This is a genomic window from Nocardioides sp. Root151, assembly GCF_001427925.1.
In the GTDB taxonomy this organism is placed as follows: domain Bacteria; phylum Actinomycetota; class Actinomycetes; order Propionibacteriales; family Nocardioidaceae; genus Nocardioides.
Genome location: NZ_LMGG01000001.1, coordinates 181,486 through 207,436 on the forward strand (window position 1 = coordinate 181,486; position 25,951 = coordinate 207,436).

Annotated in this window: 22 protein-coding genes; 7 read left to right on the top strand and 15 right to left on the bottom strand. The window is 71.3% G+C overall.

Translation table 11 applies throughout. The features are described from left to right. Positions 1–18 precede the first annotated feature (18 nt). From ASD66_RS00905 to ASD66_RS00915, 3 genes are all read right to left on the bottom strand, one after another. Positions 19–552, bottom strand: coding sequence for a M48 family metallopeptidase (locus ASD66_RS00905; RefSeq protein ID WP_056687415.1), 534 nt, complete (start codon positions 550–552; stop codon positions 19–21). 10 nt (positions 553–562) lie between these two features. Next, the gene (locus tag ASD66_RS00910; protein ID WP_056889779.1) at positions 563–1,597 is read right to left on the bottom strand and encodes a PHP domain-containing protein; all 1,035 of its coding nucleotides are present in this window, start codon (positions 1,595–1,597) and stop codon (positions 563–565) included. 343 nt (positions 1,598–1,940) lie between these two features. Further along, positions 1,941–2,744: an enoyl-CoA hydratase/isomerase family protein gene (locus tag ASD66_RS00915; RefSeq protein WP_056687318.1), complete on the bottom strand. Its 804-nt coding sequence runs from the start codon at positions 2,742–2,744 to the stop codon at positions 1,941–1,943. A gap of 190 nt (positions 2,745–2,934) precedes the next feature. Between ASD66_RS00915 and ASD66_RS24850 the strand changes: the two genes are divergently transcribed. Beyond that, positions 2,935–3,093 carry a DUF5679 domain-containing protein gene (locus ASD66_RS24850; RefSeq protein ID WP_168618186.1) on the top strand — a complete coding sequence of 53 codons (159 nt, stop codon included), beginning with the start codon at positions 2,935–2,937 and terminating at the stop codon, positions 3,091–3,093. A 156-nt stretch (positions 3,094–3,249) separates the two neighbouring features. Next, a complete protein-coding gene (locus ASD66_RS00920; protein ID WP_056889780.1) occupies positions 3,250–4,182 on the top strand; it encodes a hypothetical protein in 933 nt (310 codons plus the stop codon). Between the two features lie 10 nt (positions 4,183–4,192). Here the strand turns inward: ASD66_RS00920 and ASD66_RS24855 are convergent, their stop codons facing one another. From ASD66_RS24855 to ASD66_RS00935, 3 genes are all read right to left on the bottom strand, one after another. Continuing rightward, positions 4,193–4,354, bottom strand: a complete 162-nt coding sequence (locus ASD66_RS24855; protein ID WP_200949969.1) for a hypothetical protein — start codon at positions 4,352–4,354, stop codon at positions 4,193–4,195. 367 nt (positions 4,355–4,721) lie between these two features. Then, positions 4,722–5,033 (bottom strand): WhiB family transcriptional regulator, encoded by a 312-nt coding sequence (locus ASD66_RS00930; RefSeq protein ID WP_056687327.1) that lies wholly within the window; start codon positions 5,031–5,033, stop codon positions 4,722–4,724. 463 nt (positions 5,034–5,496) lie between these two features. Next, entirely contained in the window at positions 5,497–7,533 is a 2,037-nt protein-coding gene (locus tag ASD66_RS00935) for an ATP-dependent DNA helicase UvrD2 (protein WP_056889781.1), read from the bottom strand. A gap of 75 nt (positions 7,534–7,608) precedes the next feature. Here ASD66_RS00935 and ASD66_RS00940 point away from each other — a divergent pair, with 75 nt between their 5' ends. Further along, positions 7,609–7,854 carry a mycoredoxin gene (locus ASD66_RS00940; protein ID WP_321163484.1) on the top strand — a complete coding sequence of 82 codons (246 nt, stop codon included), beginning with the start codon at positions 7,609–7,611 and terminating at the stop codon, positions 7,852–7,854. Positions 7,855–7,858: 4 nt separating this feature from the next. On the opposite strand, the gene nudC is transcribed toward ASD66_RS00940, so the two are convergent. After that, positions 7,859–8,770 carry an NAD(+) diphosphatase gene (nudC, locus tag ASD66_RS00945; protein WP_056889782.1) on the bottom strand — a complete coding sequence of 304 codons (912 nt, stop codon included), beginning with the start codon at positions 8,768–8,770 and terminating at the stop codon, positions 7,859–7,861. Beyond that, complete coding sequence (locus tag ASD66_RS00950) at positions 8,767–10,698, bottom strand: M3 family metallopeptidase (protein WP_056889783.1); 1,932 nt, start codon at positions 10,696–10,698, stop codon at positions 8,767–8,769. The genes nudC and ASD66_RS00950 overlap by 4 nt, the downstream gene beginning before the upstream one ends. 44 nt (positions 10,699–10,742) lie before the next feature. Here ASD66_RS00950 and deoD point away from each other — a divergent pair, with 44 nt between their 5' ends. Beyond that, positions 10,743–11,450 carry a purine-nucleoside phosphorylase gene (gene deoD / locus ASD66_RS00955; RefSeq protein WP_056687337.1) on the top strand — a complete coding sequence of 236 codons (708 nt, stop codon included), beginning with the start codon at positions 10,743–10,745 and terminating at the stop codon, positions 11,448–11,450. A gap of 54 nt (positions 11,451–11,504) precedes the next feature. Here the strand turns inward: deoD and ASD66_RS00960 are convergent, their stop codons facing one another. From ASD66_RS00960 to ASD66_RS00985, 6 genes are all read right to left on the bottom strand, one after another. After that, positions 11,505–12,752 carry an APC family permease gene (locus ASD66_RS00960; protein WP_056889784.1) on the bottom strand — a complete coding sequence of 416 codons (1,248 nt, stop codon included), beginning with the start codon at positions 12,750–12,752 and terminating at the stop codon, positions 11,505–11,507. 4 nt (positions 12,753–12,756) lie between these two features. Next, positions 12,757–13,254, bottom strand: a complete 498-nt coding sequence (locus tag ASD66_RS00965) for an HIT family protein (protein WP_056687343.1) — start codon at positions 13,252–13,254, stop codon at positions 12,757–12,759. Positions 13,255–13,292: 38 nt separating this feature from the next. Beyond that, positions 13,293–14,234, bottom strand: coding sequence for a helix-turn-helix domain-containing protein (locus ASD66_RS00970; protein ID WP_056889785.1), 942 nt, complete (start codon positions 14,232–14,234; stop codon positions 13,293–13,295). 9 nt (positions 14,235–14,243) lie between these two features. Beyond that, positions 14,244–17,426, bottom strand: a complete 3,183-nt coding sequence (locus tag ASD66_RS00975; RefSeq protein ID WP_056889786.1) for an ATP-dependent helicase — start codon at positions 17,424–17,426, stop codon at positions 14,244–14,246. Beyond that, on the bottom strand, positions 17,423–20,707 hold the full coding sequence (locus ASD66_RS00980) for an ATP-dependent helicase (RefSeq protein ID WP_082599271.1): 3,285 nt from the start codon (positions 20,705–20,707) through the stop codon (positions 17,423–17,425). The genes ASD66_RS00975 and ASD66_RS00980 overlap by 4 nt, the downstream gene beginning before the upstream one ends. Positions 20,708–20,780: 73 nt before the next feature. After that, positions 20,781–21,725 (bottom strand): LysR family transcriptional regulator, encoded by a 945-nt coding sequence (locus tag ASD66_RS00985; RefSeq protein ID WP_056889787.1) that lies wholly within the window; start codon positions 21,723–21,725, stop codon positions 20,781–20,783. A 99-nt stretch (positions 21,726–21,824) separates the two neighbouring features. On the opposite strand from ASD66_RS00985, the gene ASD66_RS00990 reads away from it, so the two are divergent. Genes ASD66_RS00990 through ASD66_RS01000 form a run of 3 tightly spaced genes read left to right on the top strand, consistent with a single transcriptional unit; the run spans position 21,825 to position 24,831 of the window. After that, the gene (locus ASD66_RS00990) at positions 21,825–23,198 is read left to right on the top strand and encodes a CitMHS family transporter (protein WP_056890527.1); all 1,374 of its coding nucleotides are present in this window, start codon (positions 21,825–21,827) and stop codon (positions 23,196–23,198) included. Continuing rightward, positions 23,195–24,517, top strand: a complete 1,323-nt coding sequence (locus tag ASD66_RS00995; RefSeq protein WP_056889788.1) for an acyclic terpene utilization AtuA family protein — start codon at positions 23,195–23,197, stop codon at positions 24,515–24,517. The genes ASD66_RS00990 and ASD66_RS00995 overlap by 4 nt, the downstream gene beginning before the upstream one ends. After that, the gene (locus ASD66_RS01000; RefSeq protein ID WP_056889789.1) at positions 24,517–24,831 is read left to right on the top strand and encodes a hypothetical protein; all 315 of its coding nucleotides are present in this window, start codon (positions 24,517–24,519) and stop codon (positions 24,829–24,831) included. Before ASD66_RS00995 ends, ASD66_RS01000 begins: the two co-directional genes overlap by 1 nt. A 12-nt stretch (positions 24,832–24,843) precedes the next feature. Here ASD66_RS01000 and ASD66_RS01005 read toward each other — a convergent pair whose 3' ends face one another. Then, positions 24,844–25,944, bottom strand: coding sequence for a ring-opening amidohydrolase (locus ASD66_RS01005; RefSeq protein WP_056687351.1), 1,101 nt, complete (start codon positions 25,942–25,944; stop codon positions 24,844–24,846). Positions 25,945–25,951: the final 7 nt, after the last annotated feature.

Genomic DNA, 25,951 nt, shown 5'->3' on the forward strand with positions numbered 1-25,951 from the left:
GCGCTCAGTCCCGGCAGGTCACTCGACGACGTCGCCGGAGCTGGGTGGCGGCTCCATCTGTGCGGCGGCGGAGTAGCCGAGCAGGAAGCCCTGCGCCCGCTCCGCCTTCGGGTAGTGGGCGACCCAGCCCCAGAACTTGTCGTCGTGGCCGTGCTCGATGAGGTGCGCCAGCTCGTGGATCAACACGTAGTCGACCACCCACGCGGGCATGCCCTGGAGCCGGGTCGACAACCGGATCGACCGGTCCCCCGGCGTGCAGGAGCCCCAGCGCGCGTTCTGGTTCTCCACCCAGCGCACCGAGTCGGGCCGGGCGAGACCCCCTAGGTAGCGCGCCGAGAGGTCCTCGGCCCGCTTGGACAGCTGGGCGTCGGAGGGGCGCTTGCGCTTCTCCTGGCGGTCGAGGCGGGCCACCATCGTCTCGACCCACTCGGCCTCCTGGGCCCGGGTCATGGAGGCAGGGATGAGTACGACGACCTTCTCGCCGTCGCGGTAGGCCGACACGGTGCGACGCCGACGCTTGGAGCGCCGGACCTCGATCTCTGGATCCCCCATGACGATCACGTTATCGGCTCGCCCAGCTCAGGAGGCGCTCCGCGGGCCACGTGTTGACGATGCGCTCCGGATCGATGCTGGCCTGTTCCGCGCGCTCGCAGCCGTAGTCGAGCATGTCCAGCTGGCCCGGGGCGTGGGCGTCGCTGTCGATGGAGAAGAGGCACCCGATGTCGCGGGCCAGTTCGAGCAGCTTGGTCGGCGGGTCGCGTCGCTCGGGTCGCGAGTTGATCTCGACGGCCACGTCGTTCTCCACACAGGCCTCGAAGACCTTGCGGGCGTCGAACTTCGAGCCGGGGCGGACGCCGCGGTTGCCGGTGACCAGCCGCCCGGTGCAGTGCCCGAGCACGTTGGTGAACGGCTGGGCGACGGCGGCCACCATGCGCCGGGTCATCGCGTCGGCGTCCATGGCCAGCTTGGAGTGCACGCTGGCCACCCGCAGGTCGAGCCTGGCCAGCATCTCGTCGGTCTGGTCGAGCGACCCGTCGTCGAGGATGTCGACCTCGATGCCCTTCAACAGCCGGAAGCCCGATCCGCCCAGGTGCTCGTTGACCGCGTCGACCACACCGAGCTGCCGGGCCAGCCGCTCGGCGCTGAGCCCGCGGGCCACCTTGAGCCGCGGCGAGTGGTCGGTCAGCACCAGGTAGTCGTGGCCGACCTCGATCGCGGTGAACGCCATCTCCTCGATCGGTGATCCGCCGTCCGACCAGTCGGAGTGGGTGTGCAGGTCGCCGCGCAGCGCCGCCCGGAGCTCACGACCTCCGGGAGCCAGGGGGCCGGCGTGCTCCTCCTCGAGGACGGCGAGGCGCTCGGGCACCTCACCGTGCCACACATCGGTGATCACTCGCGCCGAGCTGGCGCCGATGCCGGGAAGGTCGGTGAGGGTCCCGGCGGTGACATGTCCGGCCAGCTCGTCGTCGGAGAGCGGCAGGATCGTGGCTGCGGCGCTGCGGAAGGCCTTGACCTTGTAGGTGTCCTCGCGGGCTCGCTCCAGCAGGAAGGCGATGCGGCGCAGTGCGGCGACGGGGGTGAGTTGCTCGCCGGTCATTCTCGTCCTCATTTCTTCTCTCCACAGGTGGTGGAGAAGCATCGTCCCTGCTCAGCGGCGGTCTGCCGGGGTTCCCGACGTGCGTCGTCCACAGGCCCGTCCCCCACCGTTCCACAGCGGCAGGGCCGGAATCCACATCTTGTCCACAGGGTTCTCCACAGGCTGTCGGAACCCGTGCCGCGCCAGGCATTGACCGCACACCCGCGTGCCCCTAGCGTCAACGCCAGATGAGGCCCCCGGTCCACCGTTTCGGCGGGGCAACTCCACACTCGCAAGGGGAAGGCACGTGTGGGACTGCCGGCCAGGGGCCTCTTCTCCCATTTCGGGTGCTGCCCGTCCGAGGTCAGCGGCCGGTGAACTTCGGGTCGCGCTTCTCCTTGGCCGCGGCGATTCCCTCCTGCAGGTCGGCGGTGGCCAGAGTGACCGGCTGGGCCAGTGCCTCCCACTGGAGGGCCGCCTCGATGTCGGGATGTCCCGCGCCGGCCAGTGCCAGTTTCGTGTAGCGACTCGCCACGGGTGCGGTGGCCGCGACCTGGGCCGCCGTACGCAGCACCTCGTCGAGGAAGCCGTCGTCGGGAATCACCCGCGAGACCAGGCCCAGACCGAGCGCCTCCTCGGCGCCGACGATCCGGCCGGTCAGCAACAGGTCCCGCGCGGCCGCGGCTCCGACGACGTCCGGGAAGAGGTACGTCGCCGCCATGCCGGGGTGCATGCCCAGCTTGACGAACGGAGCGCCGACCTTGGCGCCCGCCGCGGCGTACCGGATGTCGCAGGCCAGCGGCATGCAGAGCCCGGCGCCGATGGCGTGCCCGTTGATCGCCGCGATGGTGGGCACCTCGAGCCTCCGGATCGACAACCACGCCCGGTAGAACGCGATCATCCGATGGCGCAGGTGGTCGACGGTGGCGTCCGGCTCGCTGGCGATCCAGCCGATGTCGCCGCCGGAGCAGAACGACGTACCGGCACCGGTCACCACCACGGCCCGCAGGTCGGGGTCGGCGGCGAGGCCGTCGATCGCGTGCACCCACGAGGCGGTCATCTCGTCGGACATCACGTTGCGGCGGGCCGGGTCGTCGAGGGTGATCAGGGCGACGCCGGGGCTGGGCCGTGTGAGGCGGAGGAAGGTCAGGTCTGCGTTCTCGGACATGGCCGCAGACTAACCGTCGGGAGAAACGCCCGAAAAACCCGCTGTTGAGCGCTACGGGGCGCCTCCCGCGCGGGACTTCAGGCGTGAAGTAGGGTTTTGGACGGTTCACATGCCCTGCGTGGGAACCCCGGCGGGCTTCCCCGATCCCCCCGTCGCGACGACCGAGAATCAATTAGGCAAGGAGGCCGTCATGGCGGAGACCTGGAGCGGCGAGTTCTACTGCGTGAAGTGCAAGGCCAAGCGTGAGGCCTCGGGTGAGGTCAAGGTCAACGACAAGGGCACGCGGATGGCGAAGGCCGTTTGCCCCGAATGTGGCACCAACCTCAACCGAATCCTCGGCAAGGCGTAAGAACCCGCCCCACGAGCAGTCGCAGCGGCGTCGTCCCTCACGGGGCGTCGCCGCTGCCTGCATTTTCGGGGCCCGTGGTGCTTCTCGGCCCGTGGATCCCATCGACCTGTGGATGACGTCGGCGGGGCGGCGGCCACCTGTGTGAGAGTGCCTGCCATGTCTCGCGCACACCGTCATCCCGGCTTCCCGGCCAGGCCCCTCCTGCGCCCGGGTGTGCGCGTCTGCCGGCGCGAGGACGGCCGCCTCCAGGTCGGTCTGGTCGCTCACCTGGCGGTGACTGCACCCGACACCGAGGAGATCCGGGGCGTGCTGGCCGACCTGCGCAACGGCGTCCCGCCCGGACCGGTCGCCGGCCTCTCCCCCGCGGTGATGCGCTTCTGCACCGACCTGCTGGCCAAGTCGCTGGTGCTCGACGCCGACCCGTTCCTCCACGCCCTCGGCTCGGCGGAGGCCCCCGAGGACAGGGAGTCGCTCTCGGCGTACCTCAGCGACACGGGACCCGAGGGCCCCGACCTGCTCGATCGTCGACGGGCGACCGTGGTCCAGGTGGCCGACCAGGGCAGCCGTCGCGCCGGCCGCCGGCTGGTCGAGCTGCTGCGCACCGGCGGGGTACAGACCACCACGCACCCGGCCCCGGGCCCGGTCGACGCCGCGGTGCTCGTGGCCCGCGGGGAGCCGCTCCGCTCCGGTGTCGACGAGTGGATCCGCGGCGATGTGCCGCACCTGGTGGTCAGCACCAGCGAGGGCGTGGTGCGCGTGGGCCCGTTCGTCGTACCGGGCCAGACCGCGTGCCTGCGCTGCATCGACGCACACCACGCCGATCACGACCCGCGGAGGCCGCTGATCCTCGCGCAGTACGCCGACCCGGCCGTCGGCACCGACGCCCTCCCCGAGCCGATCCACCACGATCTCTTCGAGATGGCGATCCTGTGGGCGGCCCGCGACCTGCTGAACTGGGTCGACGGCCGACGCCCGCTCAGCTGGGGAACCACCGTCACCTTCGACCCGCACCTCGAGCTGCCACGCACTCCGTGGCGCCAGCACCCGGCCTGCGGGTGCGGGTGGGGCCGGAGCATCGCGGCCGGGTGATCCTTGCTCGTCACCACCACTCGCTGTCGAGCTTGCTCTCCATGGCACGCAGGTGCTCGCGCGAGCAGGTGTCGCAGAACGTACGCCGCCGGCCGTTCTCGACGGCGGTGGTCCAGGTCAACGGCATCGGGTCGGTCTCGGCCACTCGACCGCAGAAGTCACAGGTCGTCACGTCCACCGACCCTACGCCGCCATCCGGGATACTCCCTGACGTTTCGGCCCCGCGCGGGGCGGAAACGTCAGGGAGTATCCCAAATGCGCCGAGCCGGCGTCCGCTGACCATGGTGGTCAACGAACGCCGGCTCGACTGCTTGATCAGAGGCGTCCGAGTGCGAGACGCGCCTCTGCGGCAGCGCGCTCGGCCCGACGGCTCAGGCGGCGGGCGAGAGCAGCCTGCCGGCCCTGATGGGTGCGGTGCGCCTCTCCCAGGCGCGCGGACATTTGTTCGCGTGCCAGTTCTTCGTGCATGAGATTCATGGTGTTGCTCCAGTTCGTGTGTGTGGTCATGGCTGGGTGTCGACTTTCTGGTGCGGGCCGCGTCACGCGGCGTCGGTCTTGCGGGGACGGCCGCGCGGCCGCTTGCGGGGGATCACTACTCCTTGGAGGAAGAGCTCACCGCCCCAAACGCCCCAGGGCTCGCGCCGCTCGAGGGCGCCGGCGAGACAAAGTGCCTGGACCGGGCAGTCCGTGCACAGGGCCTTGGCGTACTCCACGTCGGTGGGTGACTCGGCGAAGAACAGCTCCGGGCTGTTGGCCCGGCAGGGCAGCAGTTCGTCGTCGACGGTGTCGGCCGCGGCATGCAGCTCACCGAGGGTCGGCTCGGCGGGCGGCTTGAGTTCGCTGATGGTCATATGTGTCACCTCCTCTGAGACCTGATCGTGTGTGTTGATCCGGGCCCTCCACCGAAAGTGGTGGAGAAACAAAAGGGCCGCGGATCCCGGTTGTCGGGTTCCGCGGCCTGGAGGCTGCCAAGTTGAGTGTCAGCTCAACAGGGCGGTGGACTCCAGACAAGGGTTCCCGGGGTGGCTCCCGTGAAGAGAGCGATGTGCTTGCGGGCCGGAACATCGGCATCAACGCATGCGGACACGCCAAAGGCGGCATAGGTGGGCATGACAATGCGCGACTGGTTCTCAGCCGGGATTCGAGTCTTGATGCTGTTCACTGGAGCCACCTCCTTCGGTGCCGTTGGGCGCTGATCTTGCCAGGACCGTATGCGCGGGTTGAATGTGCTGATGAGAAAACTATCGCGGCCTGCCTGTAATGGGCAAACGATTTAATGGGTATTTCCTGATTTTTTTCGAGATCACTTCGGGATCACTCGATGAGGGCCAGCAGCTCCTCGCCGTACCTCTCGATCTTGGTCGCCCCGACCCCGCTGATCTTCAGCAGCTGGGCGTCTGCGGTCGGCTTCACCTCGGCGATCGCCTCGAGCGTCTTGTCGGTGAAGACGACGTACGCCGGCACCCCGTCGTCGCTGGCCCGCTGGCGCCGCCACTCCTTGAGCCGGGCGAACAGGTCCTCGTCGTAGGTCGCCGGACAGTCGACGCACCGGCCGACCTTGCGCTCCCCCGCGGTCGAGAGCGGGCGCCCGCAGGTGCCGCACATCGCTGCCCTGGCTGCCTTCTTGGCACGGCGGGGCTCGGGTGCGTTGCCGGTGTCGGGGCGCAGGCCGGTCAGGAAGCGGGAGGCCTTGCGGGTACGTCGACCGCCGGGGTTGCGCGACAGGCTCCACGAGACGGACAGGTGCAGCCGGGCCCGGGTCATGCCGACGTAGAGCAGACGGCGCTCCTCCTCGACCTCGGCCGGGGTCTGGGCGAACGAGATCGGGATCGAGCCCTCCTGGGCGCCGCACACGAACACGGCGTCCCACTCGAGGCCCTTCGCGGTGTGCAGGGTGGCCAGGGTGACCCCGTCGGCCACGGGCGCGTGCTGCTCGGAGGCCCGTCGGTCGAGGTCGTCGACGAAGGACCCGAGGTCAGTGCCCGCCTGGGCGGCGTACGACTCGGCCTGGGAGACCAACGCCTGGAGCGACTCCCACCGGTCGCGGGCCGTGCCCCGGCCCGAGGGCGGCTCGGCGGTCCAGCCCATGCCGCCCAGCGTGCCGCGCACGTCGGCGGCGAGGTCGTCGCCGCCACCGCCGGAGCGGGCAGTGCCGCGCAGCAGGGTGATCGCCTGGCGCACCTCCTGCCGGTCGAAGAAGCGCGCGGCACCGCGGACCACGTAGGCGAGGTTGCGGGCCGAGAGCGCGTCTTCGAAGGCCTCGGACTGGGCGTTGATGCGGAACAGGACCGCCATCGAACCGAGCGGCACGCCGGAGTCGCGCAGGCGCAGCACCTCGGCGGCGACCGCCTCGGCCTCGGCCACCTCGTCGTCGTACTCCCGGTAGTTCACCGCCGGGCCGGAGGGACGCTGTGCGACCAGCTTGACGCCGCGCGAGCTGCTGCCGGCGAGCAGCTGGTTGGCCGAGCCGATCACCTCGGGCGTCGAGCGGTAGTTGCGGACCAGGTCGATCGCGGTGGTGCCCGGGTGCTTGCCCGGGAAGTCGCGCAGATAGTCGGCGTTGGCGCCGGCGAAGCTGTAGATGGTCTGCGCCGGGTCGCCGACCACGCAGATCTCGTCGCGCCCACCCAGCCACAGGTCGAGCAGCGCCGACTGGAGGGGCGAGACGTCCTGGAACTCGTCGACCACGAAGAACTTGTATTGACGCCGGACCTGCGCCGCGACGCGTTCGTCCTCCGCGAGGAGGGCGGCGGTGAGCAGGAGGACGTCTTCCATGTCCATGCGGCCCTGGCCGCGCTTGACGTCTTCGTAGGTGCCGAACACCCGGCCGACCGTCTCGGGGTCGACGCCGTTGACCTCGCGTCCGCGGGTGGGGGCGAGCGCGGCGTACTCCTCGGGGCGGACGTTGCTGACCTTGGACCACTCGACCTCGGAGGCGAGGTCGCGCAGGGTGCCCTGGTCGACGCCGAGCCGTTGCCGGCGGGCCGCGAGTGCCATCAACGGCAGCTTCGACTCGGTCAGGGTCGGCAGCTCGGTGCCGTGGGTGGCCGGCCAGAAGTAGCGCAGCTGCCGCAGAGCGGCGGCGTGGAAGGTGCGGGCCTGGACGCCTGGTGCCCCCAGCTCACGCAGGCGGGTGCGCATCTCGCCGGCCGCCCGCGTGGTGAACGTGACCGCCAGGACCTCGGTCGACTGGTAGACGCCGGTGGCCACTCCGTGGGCGATGCGGTGGGTGATCGCCCGGGTCTTGCCGGTGCCGGCCCCGGCCAGCACGCGCACCGGGCCGCGAAGTGCCTCGGCGACCTGTCGCTGCTCGGGGTCGAGTGAGTCGAGCAGGCTGTCAGGGCGGGCCATCGGGAACAATTCACCTCGGAGTGCAGTTGAGTCGGTCGAACACCAAGCAGCCTAGATGCCCGAGGGGACAATCCGTTGAGCGAGTTCACGATGTACACCACGCCGTGGTGCGGCTACTGCCACCGACTGAAGAGCCAGCTCGACCGGGAGGGCATCAGCTACGACATCGTCGACATCGAGCAGCAGCCGGAAGCGGCCCAGCTGGTCGAGAAGGCCAACGGTGGGAACCAGACAGTGCCGACGCTGGTCTACTCCGACGGTTCGGCGCAGACCAACCCCAGCCTTGCCCAGGTGAAGGCCAAGATCGCCGCCCTGGCCTGACGCGTCACCAGCGGCCGGGGAGCGGGCCGCCGTACCAGTGCTCGACGAGCGAGCGTGAGATCGAGATGCCGCCAGGGAGCACGATGGTGCCCGCCTCGGCCTCGGCCCTCATCTCGGCGCGCGTGAACCATCGCGCCTCGGCCATCTCGTCGCCGTCGAGCACGATGTCGGTGGTCGTGGCGCGTCCGACGAAGCCGAGCATCAGGCTGGTCGGCAACGGCCACGGCTGGTTGCCGAAGTAGTCGACCTGTCCGACCTCGACCCCGACCTCCTCGAACACCTCGCGGCGTACGGCGTCCTCGAGCGACTCCCCCGGCTCCACGAAACCGGCGAGCGTCGAGAAGCGGCCCTCGCCCCAACCGGCGCCGCGACCGAGCAGGCAGCGCTCGTCGTCGGAGCCGGGCTCGCCGATCGCGACCACCATGATCACCGCCGGGTCGGTGCGCGGGAACTGCTCGCGCTCGCACTCGGTGCAGGCCAGCAGGTGGCCGCTCTGGCGGGACTCGAGCCGGCCCCCGCACACGGGACAGTGCCGGGTGCGCCAGTGCCACTCGGCCAGGCCGATGGCGTGGAAGGCCAGCGGCGCCTCGGAGGAGTCGTGGTCCATGAAGTGCGGGGCCAGCGCCCGCAGGCCCACCCACTCCTCGCGTTCGCCGAGCGCGTGCTCGGGATCGATCAGCATCGCGAAGTGCGCGCGACCGGCGTGCTCGCCGAGCAGGATGCGGGTGCCGTCGGGAGCCTCCTCGGGGCTCACCCAGGACGGGCCCGCGCCCGCACTGCGCAACCGGGTGCCGGCCACGAGGAGCACCCGCGTCTTGGGGTCGGCCCACTTCTCGGCCAGCCAGGCGTCGTCGTCGCGTCGTTCGGCCATTCGCGCGTGCGCACCGGCGGCCAGCTCGGCGTGTGGGTAGGTCATGCCTTCGGGCTTCCGTTCATCCAGGCGCGGAACGCCTCGGCGTTGTAGGGGCGACCGAGGAAGTCGGCCACCAGGTCGGCCGCGTCACCGCTGCCGCCTGCGGCCAGCACCTTGTCCCTGTAGGCACGGGCCGGTCCGGGGGCGAGCAGGTCGTCGGGGTCGAAGGCGGAGAACAGGTCCTTCGCGATGACCTGGCTCCACATGTAGGTGTAGTACGCCGAGGTGTAGCCGCCGAGGTGGCCGAACCCGGCGTGGAAGTGGGTGCCGGGAAGCTGCGCGACGAGGTTGTACTCGCGGGCCAGCTCGGCCACCCGCGACGTGATGTCCTCGGGTCGCTCGAGGTGCAGGTAGTAGGAGACAGCGGCGTAGAACATCTGGGTGCGGGCCATGAAGCCCTTGCCGAACTCCTCACCGGCACGCATCCGGGCCACCAGGTCGGCCGGGATCGGAGTCCCCGACTCGTCGGTCGCGAAGCCGGCCAGCACCTCCGCGTCCCAGGCCCACTCCTCGAGCATCTGGCTGGGTGCCTCGACGAAGTCCCACTCGGTGGCGACGCCCGAGAACCGCACCCAGTCGTGGCGTCCGGCGAGCACGTGGTGCACCAGGTGGCCGAACTCGTGGAAGAGCGTGACCACGTCGCCGTGCTCCATCAGCCCGCGCGGGAAGTTGCAGACCAGCACACCCTCGGGGAGCTGCACCCCGCGCACACCGGGCTTCAGGTCGAACTGCGCGGCGTGGTTGTACTTGCCGTCGCGCGGGTGCAGGTCGAGTCGGATCCGGCCCAGCGGCTCACCGTCGAGGGCGACGTCGTACGTCGTGACGTCCTCGTGCCACGACGTGGCGTCGGGCACCTCGGCGTACTCCAGGCCGAACAGGCGACCGGTCACCTCGAGCAGGCCCTGGCGCACCTTCGTGAAGTCGAAGTAGCGACGCACCTCCTGGGCGTCGACGTCGTACTGCTCGCGACGGACGACCTCGGCGTAGTGCCGCCAGTTGGAGGCGTCGACCGCCTCCACCGACGGATCGTCCTGTCGTGCCCGTTCGAGGAGGACCTCGATCTCGGCCCGCCCGGCGGCCTCGGTGTCGTTGGCGATCTCGGTGATGAACGCCGGGATGGCCGGGCCGGTGCCGATCATCTTGACCTCGGCGTCGTACGACGGCCAGTCGGCGTAGCCGAGCATCGTGGCGTGCTCGTGCCGCACTGCCAGGAGGTCGGCCAGCACCCGGTCGTTGTCGGGCCAGGCGATGTCGTACTGCGTGGTCACCACGCGGCGGCGTGCGTCGCCGTCGGTCGCGAACGTCATGAAGGGCACCGTGTCGGGGTATTCGGTGGTCACCTCGAAGGTGCCGTCGTCGCCGACCGGGTGCGCCTCGACCCAGTCCTGCGGAAGACCGGCCGCGGCCTCGGCGGGCAGCTTGGTCGTACGCCGACCGTCCCTGATCCCGCGGGAGAACGCCTGGCCCAGCTCGACTTCGCGCTCGCTGATCTCGCGGAGCCGCTGGCGGGTGGCCTCGTCGCGGTCGACTCCGGCCCGGCGGAAGTCGCGCAGGCTGTGCTCGAGCATCCGGGTGGCCGCCTCGTCGAGGCCGTCCTTCGGCACCGAGTCGAGGGCGGTGAACGCCGCCACGTCGAGCATCAGGCCGGTGTGGAAGCGGTTCGCCTCGACCTCGATCTCCTCGGCCTGCTCGCGGATCGCCTTGTCGGGGTGCACCTGGGCGACCAGGCCGGCCACGGCGAACGCGTTGGCCAGCTCGATGTGCAGCCTGTTCCACACGCCTGCCACGGAGCCGGGGTCGCTCGCGGCCAGCGTGGTGCGCAACTCCTCGGCACGGGCCAGCGCCCCGCGGCAGTGGTCGTCGAGCCAAGGGGCCCAGTCCGCGTCGGCGGCGGGCAGGGACAGTGGTTGGAGCTGCTCTGGTCCGGTCACGCCTTGCAGGCTACCCACCCGGGCACAGGCCCTACGATCGGCCCATGAGCACCCACATCGGCGCCCAGCCCGGCGCGATCGCACCGCACGTCCTGATGCCCGGTGACCCGCTGCGGGCCAAGTGGATCGCAGAGAGCTTCCTCGACGACGTCACCTGCTACAACGAGGTGCGCGGCATGCTCGGCTTCACCGGCACGTGGCGCGGCGAGCGGATCAGCGTGCAGGGCTCCGGCATGGGCCAGCCCTCACTGGCGATCTACGCCACCGAGCTGTTCACCGAGTACGACGTCGCCTCGATCGTGCGGGTCGGGTCGTGCGGTGCCCTGGTCGAGAAGGTCGGGATCCGCGACGTCATCCTGGCCAGTGGCGCCTGCACCGACTCGGGCATGAACCGGGTCCGGTTCGAGGGTCTCGACTACGCGCCGGTCGCCGACTTCGGCCTGCTGCGTGCGGCGTACGACGCGGCGACCGCACGTGAGGACGTGAAGACGTGGACCGGCCTGATCTTCAGCGGCGACCAGTTCTACGCGCCCCGGCCCGAGATCATGACTGCGATGGTGGAGCACGGCGTGCTGGCCATCGAGATGGAGGCGAGTGCGCTCTACACGCTGGCCGCGAAGCACGACCGCCGGGCACTGGCGATCTGCACCGTCTCCGACCACATCGTCACCGGCGCCGAGACCACGGCGCAGGAGCGCGAGCAGACCTTCGGCGCGATGGTCGAGATCGCCCTCGAGGCCGTGCTGGCGTAGTCCCCGGGGTGTCGCGTCACTGCAGGAAATTCGGCGGAATCCGCACGATTTCCTTCATCCATCGAGCACGCTCGGCCTGCGCACGACCAACCGTCCGAGCACGCCCACGGCGAGCACACCGAGCCCGGTGAGCACCGACGCCAGGGGCAGCATCGCCGCCAGCACCAGGCACCCGGCCAGGCCCAGCACCTGGAGCGCCCGCGGCCAGCGTCGCTGCTCGGCCGGCTGGCGGAGAGCGGAGAGGTTCGCGACCGCGTAGTAGACCAGCACCCCGAAGCTGGAGAAGCCGATGGCGCCGCGCAGGTCGACGGTGAGAACGAGCACGACCACGGCGAGACCGAGCGCGACCTGCGCCCGGTCGGGCACCTGGTGCACGGGGTCGACGTGGGCCAGCGGCGTGGGCAGGTCACGCTCGCGTGCCATGGCAAGGCCCGTGCGGGTGACCCCGGCGAGAAGGGCGAGCAGGGCACCCAGGCATGCGGCGGCTGCACCGATGCGCACCACCGGCTCGGCCCAGGCGGCACCGACTGCCGTGACGGCGTCCGAGAGCGGCGCCGTGCTGGTGGCCAGGTCGGCGCCGAGGGCGCGCACGAGGGCCAGGCCGACCGCCACGTAGAGGACCACGGCCACACCGAGCGAAATCAGGATGGCGCGGCCCAGCATCTCGGGTCGGCGTACCTCCTCGGCGAGCGTCGCGATGCGCGCGTAGCCGGCGAAGGCGAAGAACAGCAGACCGGCCGCCTGCAACACGTCGCGGACGCTGTCGGGTGCGCCCAGCGGATCAGGGGCCGACGGTTCACCGACGGAGGTCACGACGAGCGCGAGCAGCAGCACGCCGAGGGTCGCGGTGAGAAGGATGCGTGCCAGCCGCGCCGTGCGGGTGATGCCGCGCATGGTGGCCAGGGTCAGCATCACGACCGCGACCGCCGCCGCAGCCTTCTGCGGCCACCCGCCGCCCGGGACGGCGTACGCCGCGAAGGTCATCGCCATGGCCGCGCACGAGGCGGTCTTGCCGATCACGAAACCCCAGCCTGCGACGAACCCCCACCACGGGCCGAGCACCTCACGACCGAAGAGGTAGGTGCCGCCGGACGACGGATGGCAGGCGGCGAGCTGCGCCGACGCAACCGCGTTGCAGAACGCGATCACCGCGGCGATGCCGAGGCCCACGAACAACGCGGACCCTGCCGCGGCGGCGGCCGGAGCGAACGCGGCGAAGACTCCGGCGCCGATCATCGCCGACAGCCCGACCACGACGGCGTCGCCGGTGCCGAGGCGCCGGGCCAACCGGTCGGAGGTCATGCGGTCATCCTTCCAGCCTGGACCCGATCTCCTGCGCAGCGGCCAGGCATTCCTCGTCGGTGGCGTTGGGGAGGACGTCCTCCCACAGCGGCAGCATCATGCCCTGGGCGTCGAGCATCCCGAGGGGCCGCGGCATCAGCCAGACATGGAAGTGCGCGCCGCCGTCGCCCCAGCGGTAGAGGTGCACCCGGCCCACGTCACCGCGAGCCAGGATCGCGCCCTCGACCTGCGCGACGAACGGCCCGAAAGCGGCTGAGGCTGCGGGCGACAGGTCGACGAAGGAGTCGACGTGCTCGCGACTGGCGATCCAGACCGTGCCGGGCAGGCTGCAGGTGCGCGGTGGGTAGACCGCGAAGTGGTCGTCGGACCACACCGCGTCCGGGGTGGTGCCGGCGCAGACGCTGCACGGCGCGCCGCCTTCCTCCCCGCGACGCGGTGGTTCGGGTACGACGGCGGGCGTGGGCTCACGGGTGGTGAGGGGTTCGAGCCAGGGCAGTTTCATCAGGTCTCCTCAGGACGGCTGGTCGAGACCTACTTTCGTCACGAGGGACAGGGCCCGCTTGATCGAGATTGCGCCGCAGCGAACCAGGTCTTCGGGTCACCGAAGCCGAGGTCGGTGATGCCGCACTCACGTAGTCGCGACAGCGCGAGGAGCCGGTGGTGGGCGGCGAAGGTCAGCACGTGCGCCACCATCGCGCCGAACGACAGCACCTGCGGTGTGGGCGAGAACGCCTCGACGAACGTCTCGTCGAAGCGGCCCTGTGCGGAGAGGAGCGCGACGTTGTCGACGAAATCGGGGCCGACCCGGGACACCCGGCGTTGCATCGAGAGCACCGACTCGTGCTCCTCGACCGAGAAGTCGTAGTCGGTCTCGTGGACCGCGGCGTTCCACATCTCCATCTGCCCGATCAGCCGGGACAGCGACCATCGCAGGGTCTCGCCGTCGATGCCGTCGACGGTGCGGTCATGCGGTTCGTCGAGCTCGGCGTCGCCGAGCAGCGCCGCGCGGCGGACGAGCTCGCCGGTGAGCCACACGTGGTGGGCGACCATCTCCTGGACCAGGTCCACGCTGTCCGTCCTTCGTCGGGCCGGCAGGCGCAGGCCGGCCGGCGGGTGGAAGTGCACGTCGTTCGAGGCGTCGATGCGGAACCCGGTCGGATTGGCGCGCCACGCCGACGGGTTCTCGCCGTACTCGCGGCGGAAGGCGTGCTTGAACGCGGCGTACGACGAGAAGCCCGAGGTGCCGGCGACGTCGCGGACCGTCTCGTCGCCGGTGAGCAGACGGTGGGCCGCACGCTCGAGCAGGACCCGCACCCGGAGCCGGGCAGGCGACTCCCCCGCCACCGCCTTGACCACCCGCTCGAAGTGGCAGCGGGACAGGCCCGCGTCGGCAGCCACCTGCTCGACGCGGTCGGGCAGCGCGTCGAGGTCGACGCCGAGGCGTTCGACGAAGGCGATGAAGTGGTCGTGCGGCGCGGACACCGGGCAGCCCTAGCCGGAGGGATGGAGCAGCTGCTCGAGCTCGGCGCGCCCCGGCAGGTCGTCGGTGTGGTCGACGGTCTCGCCGGTGCGCACGTAGTGGAACGCGGCCCGCACCTTCTCGACCGGCACGCCTGCGAGCTCGGCCCAGGCCAGTCGGTAGATCGCCAGCTGCAGAGGGTCTGCGGTGGCCCGCTGGTTGGTCTTCCAGTCGATCACCACGAAGCCGCCGTCGTCGGTCGTGTAGACCGCGTCGATGCGCCCGCGGACCACCTGCCCGGCAAGCACGAGAGCGAACGGCGGCTCGACGGCGTGCGGCTCGCGGTGCCCGAACGGACCGGCCGCGAACGACTCGGTGAGCGTCTTGAGGTCGGACTCGTCGTCGATGCCGAGGTCGGCGCGGCCGGGCAGCTCGTCGGGGTCGAAGAGGTTCTGCTGCCCGAAGCGGGCCTCGACCCAGGCGTGGAACCGGGTGCCGAACCGGGCCGCCGGCGACGGCTGTCGGGGCATCGGCCGGGCCAGGTCACGGGCGAAGCCGTCGGCGTCGTCGCGCAGCCTGGCCACCGCCGTCGCCGACAACGCGGCCGGCAACGGCACCTCGATCTCGTCGGCACGGTCGCGCCGGGCCTCGGCGAGGAGGCGCTCGATCTCCTCGTCCCAGGTGGCGATCACGGCGCCGCTGAGCGTGTCGATCTCGTCATCGGCGTCGGGGTCGACGCCGCGGACGAACTCGGCCGCCTCGAGCCGGCGCAGCGTCTCAGCGGTGTGCTCGGTGACCGGCCACGGCGCCGTGGTCGAGCCGATGCGCAGGGGATTCTGGGTGTCCTTGTCGGGCTTGTCGAGCCAGGCCTCGGCGTCCTCGCCCCACTCGCGGACCGCCTCGAGCACCACCAGCTGGTAGGGCGAGGGCCCGACCGGGGTCTTGCGCGACTCGTTCCAGAGGTACGACGACACCGACAGCAGGTGTCGGGCCCGGGTGAAGGCGACGTAGCCGAGTCGGAGCTCCTCCTGCTGCTCCTTCGCCTTGGCCGCCTGCACGAACGCGGTGAGCTCGGGCTTCTCGTAGCCACCGAGCGCAGCCAGGTCATGGCGGTCGCCGCGGAGCTCGTTGGGCAGCACGGCCGGCCCGTAGACCCACTGGGTGCGGGACCGCGTGGTCGGGAACTTCTCCTCGCAGACGCCGACCACGAAGACGGCGTCCCACTCGAGGCCCTTGGCGCGGTGCACGGTCAGCAGCTTGACCGAGTCGGCCTCGGACGGCGTCGCCACGTCGAGGCCGGTGCCCATCTCGTCCTCGGTGGCGAGGTAGGCCAGCAGTGCGGTCAGGCTGACCGCGCCGTCGATGGCCTGGAACTCGGCGACGGCCTTGACGAACAGGTCGAGGTTGTCGCGACGGGCAGCGGCCGCGGGACTGACGGACGACGCCAGCTCGATGTCGATGCCGGTGGTGTCGATGATGCGCCGAACCAGGTCGAGCAACGGCTCGCCGGCGTGTGAGCGCAGCGAACGCAGCTCGGAGCGCAGCAGGGCGAAGCGGTCGAGGGCCGCCGCGGAGTACGCCGCGTCGCCCGGGTCGTCGAGCGCGTCGCACAACGACGTGATCTCGGTGGGGTCGGCGCCCTCGACGGCGCCGGTCAGCTGCTCGTCGAGCGACTGCGTGGACGCCTGCCCCTGGTCGCCGGCCAGCTCGCGGGCCCGCTTGCCGAGCAGGGCCAGGTCACGCGGCCCGATCGACCAGCGTGGGCCGGTGAGCAGGGTGAGCAGGGCGGCGTTGGCGGTCAGGTCGTGCAGCAACGTCAGGGTGGCCACCACCTCGGCCACCTCGGGCAGCCGGAGCAGCCCCTGGAGTCCGACGATCTCGACCGGGATGTCGTGGGCTGACAGCACGTCGAACACGTCGGCGGCGTGCTTGTTGTCGCGGGTCAGCACGCCGATCTCGTTCCACCTCGGCTCGGCCATCGCGTCGTGCACGCCGGTGACCTGGCTGGCCAGCCAGGCCAGTTCGGCGGCGTACGTCTCGTGCACGGAGGTGCGCACCGCACCGGGGCCGGCGGAGTCGTCGGGCTCGAGCGCCTTGACCTGGGGGAACTCGTCGAGCAGCGGCCCGGCCAGCCGGTTGGCGACCTCGAGGATGCGCTGGTCGGAGCGACGGTTGACGGTCAGCGGGAAGGTGCGCACCTCATGGCCGTCGGCACGCGGGAAGTCGCGGCCGAAGCCGAGGATGTTGGACACCGAGGCCCCACGCCAGCCGTAGATCGCCTGGTTGGGGTCACCCACCGCGGTCACCGGGTGGCCGCCGGTGAAGAGCTTCTTCAGCATCAGGGCCTGGGCCACCGACGTGTCCTGGTATTCGTCGAGCAGCACGATGCGGAACTTGGCGCGCTCGGCCTCCCCGACCTCGGGGTGCGCGTCGGCCAGCTGGGCGGCCAGGGCGATCTGGTCGCTGAAGTCCATCAGACCCAGCTCGGCCTTGAGCCGCCGGTAGGTCTCGACGAGGCCGAGGATCTCCTCGCGCCGCTGCATCGCGTTGACCACCTTCTTGGGCTCGGTCTTGGCCTTCGCGTTGATCGCGGCGTCCTGGAACCGCGGCAGCTCCCGGGCCTGGAAGGCGCGTACGTCGGCCACCGTGACGAGGTGCTCGCTCATCGCGCCCTCGAGCCCGAGGATGTAGTTGACCACCGTCTCGGGGTGGTCGCTGAGCAGTTCGATGCCTCGGCCGTGACGACTGATCGCCCGCGCCGCCAGCTGGTAGCGCGAGGCGTCGGCCATCACCCGGGTGTCGGGCTCGTGCCCGATCCGCAGGCCGTGCTCGGTGAGCAGCGAGCTGGCGTAGGCGTTGTAGGTCGCCACGGTCGGTTCGAGGTTCTCGGGTTCGTCGGCGGCCGGGTCAGGTGCGGTCTCGACACCGTGACCGGCGCGGACCAGGGAGTCGCGGATGCGGGTGGCCAGCTCGCGGGCCGCCTTCGTGGTGAAGGTGAGGCCGAGGATCTCGTCGGGTCTGACCTGCCCGGTCGCGACGAGGTAGACCACGCGGGCCGCCATCAGGGCGGTCTTGCCGGACCCGGCACCGGCGATGACGACCGCGGGCTCGAGGTCGGCGGAGATCGCGGCCCACTGCTGTGGGCTGACCGTGAAGTCGGTGCCCATGACCCGGCGCAGGTCGTCGGGTGAGGTGATGTTGACCGGGTCGCTCATGACAGCACCGTCCCGGCACCCTGGATCGGGCAGATCGCGACGAACGCACAGCGCTCGCACTGCTTCCCGGCGATCGCGGGGAACTCCTCGGCCCGGATCCGGGCCACGGCCGACATCAACTGGACCTCCACGGGACGGTGTCCCTCGTCGTCTGCGGACTGTGGTTCCTGCGGCTGCAGGCTGACCTTGCCGTGGGCGCCGTGGCGCAGCTGCACCAGCTCGGCGCCGCCGGGCCGCGCGGGTGCGTCGTCGACCAGGTCGTCGACGGCCCCGTGCTCCACGGCGAGCTGGTAGAGCCCGAGCTGGGGGTGCACCTTGACCTCGTCGCCGGTCGGCTTGTACTTCCCGGTCTTGAGGTCGATCACCCAGACCTGGCCGTCGGCGTCGAGCTCGAGCCGGTCGGCGAAGCCGTGCAGGGTCACCTGCTGACCGTCGGGCAACGTGACCTTCGCACGCAGCTCCTTCTCGGTGGCCAGCAGCGTGCGCCCCCGCTTGGGGTCGCCGTGCCAGACCAGGAAGCGCTGGAGGGCAAGGCGCATCTCCTCGCGCTCACGGGTCGCCGACCACGGCGTGCGGAACGACAGTCGCTCCCAGACCGTGTCGACGTGGGCCATCAGCTCGTCGAGGCGCTCGGGGTCGGCGGAGAGCTCTCCCTTGGCGACGCGCTCGGCGAGGGCGTGCACGAGCAGGCCGAAGCCCTGGGCGGACGTCGCCGCCGACGAGCCGCCGGCCTCGCGCTCGAGGAACCACCGGGCCGGGCACTCCTCGATCGAGGTCAGGGCCGAGGCGGACAGCGAGATCGGCTTCTCCTCCGGCCTGACGGGTACGTCGGACAGGGTCGAGGAGCGGGTGCCCCACCAGTTGGCAGGGTCGGCGGCCGGCACCAACGCACGGTCGCCGACCCGCTCGCGGGAGAGCAGCACGAGGCGCCGAGCAGCGGCAGCGCGGAGCTGCTCGTCGGACTCCGGGTCGACCAGCGTGCGGCGCAGCTCGGCGACGAGCCCGGCGAGCGAGAGCGGACGCTTCGGCCGGCCCTGGACATGGGGCGGCGTGCGGTCGGGGACGCCGTCGGGCCCGGGTGGCAACAACTCGGTGATGAAGCGCGAGGGCTGCTCGCCGTCGTCGTCGGGCGACCGGACCGCGGTGACCACGAGCCGCGACCGGGCCCGGGTGCAGGCGACGTAGAAGAGCCGGCGCTCCTCCATCAGGAGCTCCCGTGAGGAGACCGGCGGTTGCAGCCCGTCGGTGCCGATGCGGTCGGCCTGCAGCAGGGTGGCGCGGCGGCGCAGGTCGGGCCAGCCCTCCTCCTGCACGTGGGCCACCACGACGAGGTCCCACTCGAGGCCCTTGGAACGATGGGCGGTCAGCAGCCGGACCGCCTCGCCACGGATGCCGCGGTCGGCCAGCGTGTCGCCGGGCAGGTCCTGGGCCTCGAGGGTGGCCAGGAATGCCGCGACGCCGGTGTGGCCGCGCTGCTCCTCGGCGCGGGCCGCGGACTCGAACAGGGCGCAGATGGCGTCGAGGTCGCGGTGGGCGCGACGGGCCGATGCTCCGCCGAGGTCGACCTGGGCCCGCAGTCGTCGTGGCCAGTCGGTGGACGACCACAGGTTCCACAGCACCTCTTCGGCGGTGGCACCCGCTTCGAGCAGCGCCCGCGAGGAACGGAGCAAACCGGCCAGCGCAGCGGCCCGTCGGGGTGCGCTTCCGTCGAGCCCCTCGAGGGTGGACGGGTGCACCACCGCCTCGCGCAGCAGCTCGGGCGACGGGCGCGGGGTGCCGCCGTCGCGGGCCACCACCTCCTTGTCGCGCACGCGCAACGCCCGCGCGAGACTGCGTACGTCGGTGGCGTCGAGCCCGGCCAGTGGTGAGACCAGCAGGTCGTGGGCGGCCTCGGGGTCGATGTGCCCTGATGTCTCCGGGTCGTCGTTGTCGAGGTTGACCACGGCCCGCAGCGCCGCGAGCAGGGGTGCCACGGCCGGCTCGCGCACCAGGGGCGTGTCGTCGCTGGACACCTCGACCGGCACCCCCGCGGCCCCCAGGGACCGACGCAACGCCGGGATCGACGTACGGCCGGAACGCACCAGCACCGCCATGCGCGACCAGGCCACACCGTCGGTCAGGTGGGCGCGACGCAGGATGTCGGCGAGGTGCTCGGTCTCGGCGCGGGCGGTGTCGAAGGTGAGCACGTCGACCCGGCCGTTGCCGAGGTCGCCGGCCTCGGAGACGGGCGCGAGGAACGACTCACGCGCCTCCGCGGGAATCGTGCCGGCCAGCGAGAGCCGGCGGGCGACGCGCTGGGAGGCGAGCAGGAGGTGTGGCCCGAACCGCCGGGTGGTGCGCAGCGCCACCACGTCGGCGGGCGCACCGCCGCGGTGCGGGAACTCGGTCGGGAACTCGAGGATGCCGCGCACCTCGGCGCCCCGGAAGCCGTAGATGGACTGGTGCGGGTCGCCGACCACGGTGAGGTTTCCGCCGTCGCCGATCAGGGCCCGGAGCAGGGCGACCTGGCCGGGATCGGTGTCCTGGTACTCGTCGACGAAGACATGGGTGAAGCGGGCGCGCAGCTCGTCGCGGTGCCTCTCGGCCTCCTCGACGGCGCGCCGGATCAGGTCGGGGTAGTCGATGGCGCCCTGGAAGTCGAGGACCTCGAGGTACTGGTCGAGGAAGAGCCCGGCGGCCACGAACTCCGGCAGCCCCTCGGCCAGGCCGAGCCGGCGCAGGTCGTCGCCGTCGAGGCCCTTCTCGCGGGCGCGGGCCAGCACGGCGTGCACCTCCCGGGCGAACCCGCGGGTGGCCACCGCCCGACGCAGGCCCTCGGGCCAGGCAACCGACTCGGGCGCGTCGGTCAACAGCTCCTGCAGGACGACGTCCTGCTCCGGCGCCGAGAGCAGGCGCAGCGGCGCCTCGTAGAGCTCGGCGGGTGCGTATCTGCGGATCAGCCCGTAGGCGAACGAGTGGAACGTGGCCGACATCGTGGAGGACGTCGTGCGGCCCAGCCGCGCGGTCACCCGGTCACGGAGCTGCTCGGCCGCCTTGCGCGAGAACGTCAGGGCCAGCACCGACTCCGGGCTCACGCCACGGCCCTCGATGCGCTCGACGATCGCCTCGACCAGCGTGGTGGTCTTGCCGGTGCCCGGCCCGGCCAGCACCAGCAGCGGCCCGCTCGCGTGGTCGACGACGCGCTGCTGGAACTCGTCGAGCATCGGCACCGCGCCACCCGTCTGCGGGGCGGCGAGGTGGTACGTCGGCGTGCGCGGCGTCGTGGGTGCGGTCGAGCTCATGACGACAGCCAATCACCCGGCACCGACAGGCCGGCGGGCAGATCGGGCCGGGCCACGGGATCCGGGCCCGGGCTCAGTTCCACGTGGCGCCGGGTGGGAGCGGGTCGTCCTCGTCGGCCTGCTCACGGAGCACCTGGAGCAAGGTGGTCGCGGCCCGGCTGCGCTCACGTCGCGGGTCGGTCAGGACCCCGATGTGCCGACTCACCACCGGATCGACCAGGGGGACGCTGGCCAGGCCGGCGAAGCCCATCAGGGGCAGCACGAAGGCCGGTACGGCGGATACGCCCAGGCCGGCCGCGCACAGTCCCGCAACGGTCGCGACATTGCGCGCGCTGACGCGACGTACCGGCTCGACGTCGCGCGAGGCGAAGATCGCCTCCACGATCGCGCGCACCGAGCTGGCGCCGTCGAAGGAGACGAACGCCTCGCGGCTCAGCTCCTCCCAGGCCACCGAGGTGCGGCCCGCCAGATGATGGTCGGGCGCCATCAGGCACCGGAACGTGTCCGTCGCGAGCGCGGTGAAGGGCAGCCCGTCCACGGTCGCGGGCGGTGCCACTCCCAGCACCGGCGCCGCGGTCAGGGCCAGGTCGACCTCGCCGCCCCGCACCTTCTCGACGACGTCGCCGGCCAGCACGTCCTCCACCTCGACGCGCACCTGGGGGCGCTGCCTGCGCAGGCGGATCACGGTGCCGGGCAACAGGGTGGCCGCCAGCGAGGGCAGGGCCGCGATGCGCAGCACGCCCACCGTTCCCTCCAGGTATCCGGAGAAGTGGGTCATCCCCTCGTCGTACGCCGCGAGCACCCGCTCGGCGATCGCCACGAACGCGACGCCGTCCGGAGTCACCTCCACGTGGCGGGTGGTGCGTTCGAAGAGCGCGGCACCGACCGAGCGCTCGACCTCCGCGACGGTTCGGCTCAACGACGACTGGGCCACGAGAAGCCTCTTGGCGGCCCGGCTGAAGTTGCGCTCCTCGGCCACCACGACGACCACCCGGAGCTGCGCCAACGTGGGATTCATGCTCACAGCCGATCAATATATCGGTTATTGATGTTGGACGTCGACAGGTGTTCGACCCCAGACTCGTCGAGGACTTGCTCATCGATCTTGGAGGACCTCGTGGTTGCTGCACTCGGCTTCGCCACCGTCGGACTGTTCCTGGTGCTGACCCTGACCCGCCGCGTCTCGGTGCTGCTGTGCCTCGTGCTGGTGCCGATCGGCTTCGCCCTCATCGGCGGCTACGGAGAGGACCTCGGCACCTTCATCGGCGACGGCATCCTCACCGTCGCACCGGTGGCGGTGATGATCGCCTTCGCGATCCTCTACTTCAGCCTGATGGTCGACCAGGGCCTCTTCGACCCGATGATCCGCACCGTGGTGCGCTGGGCGGGCGGCGACCCGATGAAGATCACCGTCGGCACCGCCGTGGTCACGCTGATGGTGGCCCTCGACGGCGACGGCGCCTCCACGTTCCTGATCGCCGTGTCGGCCTTCCTGCCGATCTACAAGCGGCTGGGCATGCGGCCCGTCGTACTCACCGGGGTCGTGGCGCTGGCCGCCGGCGTGATGAACATGATCCCGTGGGGCGGTCCCACCGTCCGGGCGATGGCCGCGCTCGACCTGAAGAGCTCCGACATCTTCCTGCCCGTCGTGCCGGCCATGGTCGTCGGGATCGTGTGGGTGCTGTTCGCCTCCTACGTCATCGGCCGGCGCGAGCGCGCCCGCATCGCGGTGCTCGACCCCGAGCTGGTCGGCGTGGCGGCTGCTTCGTCGGGAGGCACGGACACCGGGCACGGACACACCGACGACGGCGGCCTGGCTCCCTCGTCCGATCCGGGCGACCTGCCGACCCGCGAACGGGTCGGCCGTGAGGGCCGCTGGGTGCAGGTGTTCAACGTCGCGCTGACGCTCGCCCTCGTGGTCGTGCTGCTCTTCCAGCTGATGCCGCTCGAGGTCGCGTTCGTCGTCGCGTTCGCCTGCGCCCTGGCCGTCAACCTGCCGCGGTGGGAGGACCAGCAGGAGCTGTTCCAGCGCCACGGCGGCAACGTCGTGATGGTCGTCGCGATGATCTTCGCCGCCGGAGTCCTCACCGGAGTGCTCGGCGGGACCGGCATGATCACCGCCATGGCCGAGGGCCTGGTCTCGATCATTCCCTCCGGTGGCGGCAACTGGCTGCCGGTGCTCACCGCGATCACCGGCATGCCGTTGAGCCTGGTCTTCACCCCGGACGCCTACTACTTCGGCGTCGTACCGGTGCTGGCCGAGACGACCGCCTCCTTCGGGGGTGACCCGGCCGAGATCGGCCGGGCCGCGATCCTCGGCCAGATGACGACCGGCTTCCCGCTCAGCCCGCTCACCGCCGCCACGTTCATCCTCGTGGGGATGAGCAAGGTCGACCTGGGCGCGCACCAGCGCCACATCTTCGGGTGGGCGTTCGCGACCACCCTGGTGATGACGGCGACCGCCCTGGTCACGGGAGCGCTGAGCGTATGAGCGCGTCACCGAACACCGTCCGGATCGGGTCGGGCGCCGGGTTCGCCGGCGACCGCATCGGGCCCGCGGTCGACCTACTGCGCGACGGTGGGCTCGACGACCTCGTGCTCGAGTGCCTCGCCGAGCGCACCATCGCCCTGGGCCAGCAGCGCCGCCGCCTCGACCCCACCAGCGGGTACGACGAACGCACCCGCGAGCGGTTCGCCGCACTGCTCCCCCACGCCCTGGCCCGCGGCACCCGGCTGATCAGCAACCTCGGTGCGGCCAACCCGCTGGGCGCCGGTGAGGTCGTCCTCGAGGTGGCCCGCGGCCTCGGGCTCGCGTGCACCGTGGCCGTCGTGACCGGGGACGACGTCCTGGCCCAGCTCGACCTCGACCAGCCGTGCCTCGAGGACGGCCGCCCCCTCCACGAGCGCGGCGAGATCGTCTCCGCCAACGCCTACATCGGCGCCGAGACCCTGATGCCGGGGTTGCGGGCCGGTGCCGACGTCGTGATCACCGGACGGGTCGCGGACCCGTCGCTGTTCGTCGCCGCGCTGGCCGACCGGCACGGCTGGGACCTCGACGACACGGACGTCATCGCCGCAGGCACGCTGGTGGGTCACCTGCTCGAGTGCGGCACCCAGGTGACCGGCGGCTACTTCGCCGACCCCGGTCGCAAGGACGTGCCCGGGCTGGCCGACCTCGGCTACCCGTTCGCCGACGTCGCCGCCGACGGCAGCGTCGAGCTCGGCAAGCTGGCGGTCACCGGCGGCGTGCTCGACCGGCGCACCGTGCGCGAGCAGCTGCTCTACGAGATCAGCGATCCCGGCGCCTACCTGACGCCCGACGTCTCCCTGGGCCTGTACGACGTCCGCATCGAGGAGACCGGCGCCGATCGGGTGCGGGTGCACGGAGCCCGTGGCGCCACCCGACCGGAGCAGCTCAAGACCAGCGTCGGCTACCGCGCCGGTCACCGCGCCGAGGCAGGCATCTCCTACGCCGGCCCGGGATGCGTCGACCGCGCGCGCCTGGCCGCGTCGGTCGTGCGGGAACGGCTCGCGGCCTCCGGCACCCCGATCAGGGTCGAGCTGACCGGCAGCCTCAGCGAGGGCGACGGGCACCACGGCGAGATCGAGCATGCCCGGTTGCGGGTCGCCGGCATGGCCAGCTCGCTGGACCAGGCCCAACACATCTGCCACGAGGTGGAGTCGCTCTACACCAACGGGCCGGCCGGTGGCGGCGGCGTACGCACCAGTGCCTCCGAGGTCATCGGCATCGTCTCGACGATGGTCGACCGCGACCGGGTCACGCCCACCACCACGATCCTGGAGGCCTGATGAACGACGTACTCCTGCACGACGTCGCCCACGCCCGGGCCGGCGACAAGGGCGACACGTCGATCCTGTCGCTCTTCCCCCTCGACGACGCCGACTACGAGTGGCTGGTCCGGGAGGTCACCGCCGAGCGGGTCGAAGCCCACTTCGCCGGGGAGTTCGGCGGGCGGGTGCAGCGCTTCGAGCTGCCGAACGTGCACGGCCTCCAGTTCGTCTGCCGCCAGGCCCTGGCCGGTGGCGTCACGACGTCCCTGGCGATCGACACGCACGGCAAGTCGCTGAGCAGCCGGCTGCTGTCCCTTCGGATCGCGCGCTGACCTGCCCGACCCCTATCCGAGGTCGACGATCGCGGCGACCGGGCCGCCGCCCTCCGGGCCCTGATGTGCGGCCGACACCGACACGAACACCGCCGGGTCACCGGTCACGGCGGCCGTCACGCCACCGACGGCGGCCTTGATCTGGCGGTGCCAGTGAACGTCGGAGTCGTCGAGCATCGCGTTGCGCCGCCCGCGGACCATGCCGTCCTGCGAGGCCTCGCACTTGAGGAACAGGTTGACCAGGCGTCCGTCGAGGTCTGTGTGGTGCGGGCGCTCCGGCAGCTCGAGGCCGGCGTCCTTGATCGCCTCCCAGAGACCGTCCTGGTCGAGGGCGTCCTTCATCACCGAGTGGCCGATGCGGTAGCGGCCACCGACCCCGGGCGCGTTGCCGACCACGACCACCTGCGCCACGTCGAGCTCCACCCCCGACGAGCACGAGGCGACCGCCGAGAACAGCTCGCGGTTGTGCATCACGTCGGCGTCGGTGGGCATCTCGATCTCGCCCAACGCGAGGGCGACGCCCAGCGCCGTACAGCCGTTGGAGAGGTCCATCGACTCGTGGGTGTGCTCGGTCCAAACCGTCTTGCCGCGCGACTTCGCGTCGCGGATCGTGTGGATGGTGAGCAGGGGCGTCTTGGTCTGCACGTAGTGGACGTCGGACGGATCGGTGATGCCGGCCTTCTCCATCGCGACCTTCACGGCCGCGGCGACCTTGCTGACCATCGGCGTACGCCCGATCTCCTCGGGCAGCAACGGCTCGCTCATCGCGAACCCGACGGTGAGGCGCGGTTCGTCGGTCTGTACGGCGTCCTCGTCGGGCACCGTCGCGAAGATCGTGGCGTGCGGGCTGATCACGCCGTCAGTGCCGCCGGACCACACGATCGGGATCTGCTTGACCTGGTCGGCGGGGGCACCCTTCTCGACGAGCACCTCGCGGAACGCGCGGTCGGAGATGATGCGGGTGTAGTCGTTGACTCCCCCGTTGCCCTCGGTCTTGCCGATGATCGCGATCACCCGGTCGGCGTGCATGACGCCGTCGTCGATCAGTTTGGCCAGCTCGCTGGCGTCGGCGACGGAGTGGATCGGGACCTTGCGTACTTCGATGGCGGGCATGGCCGTC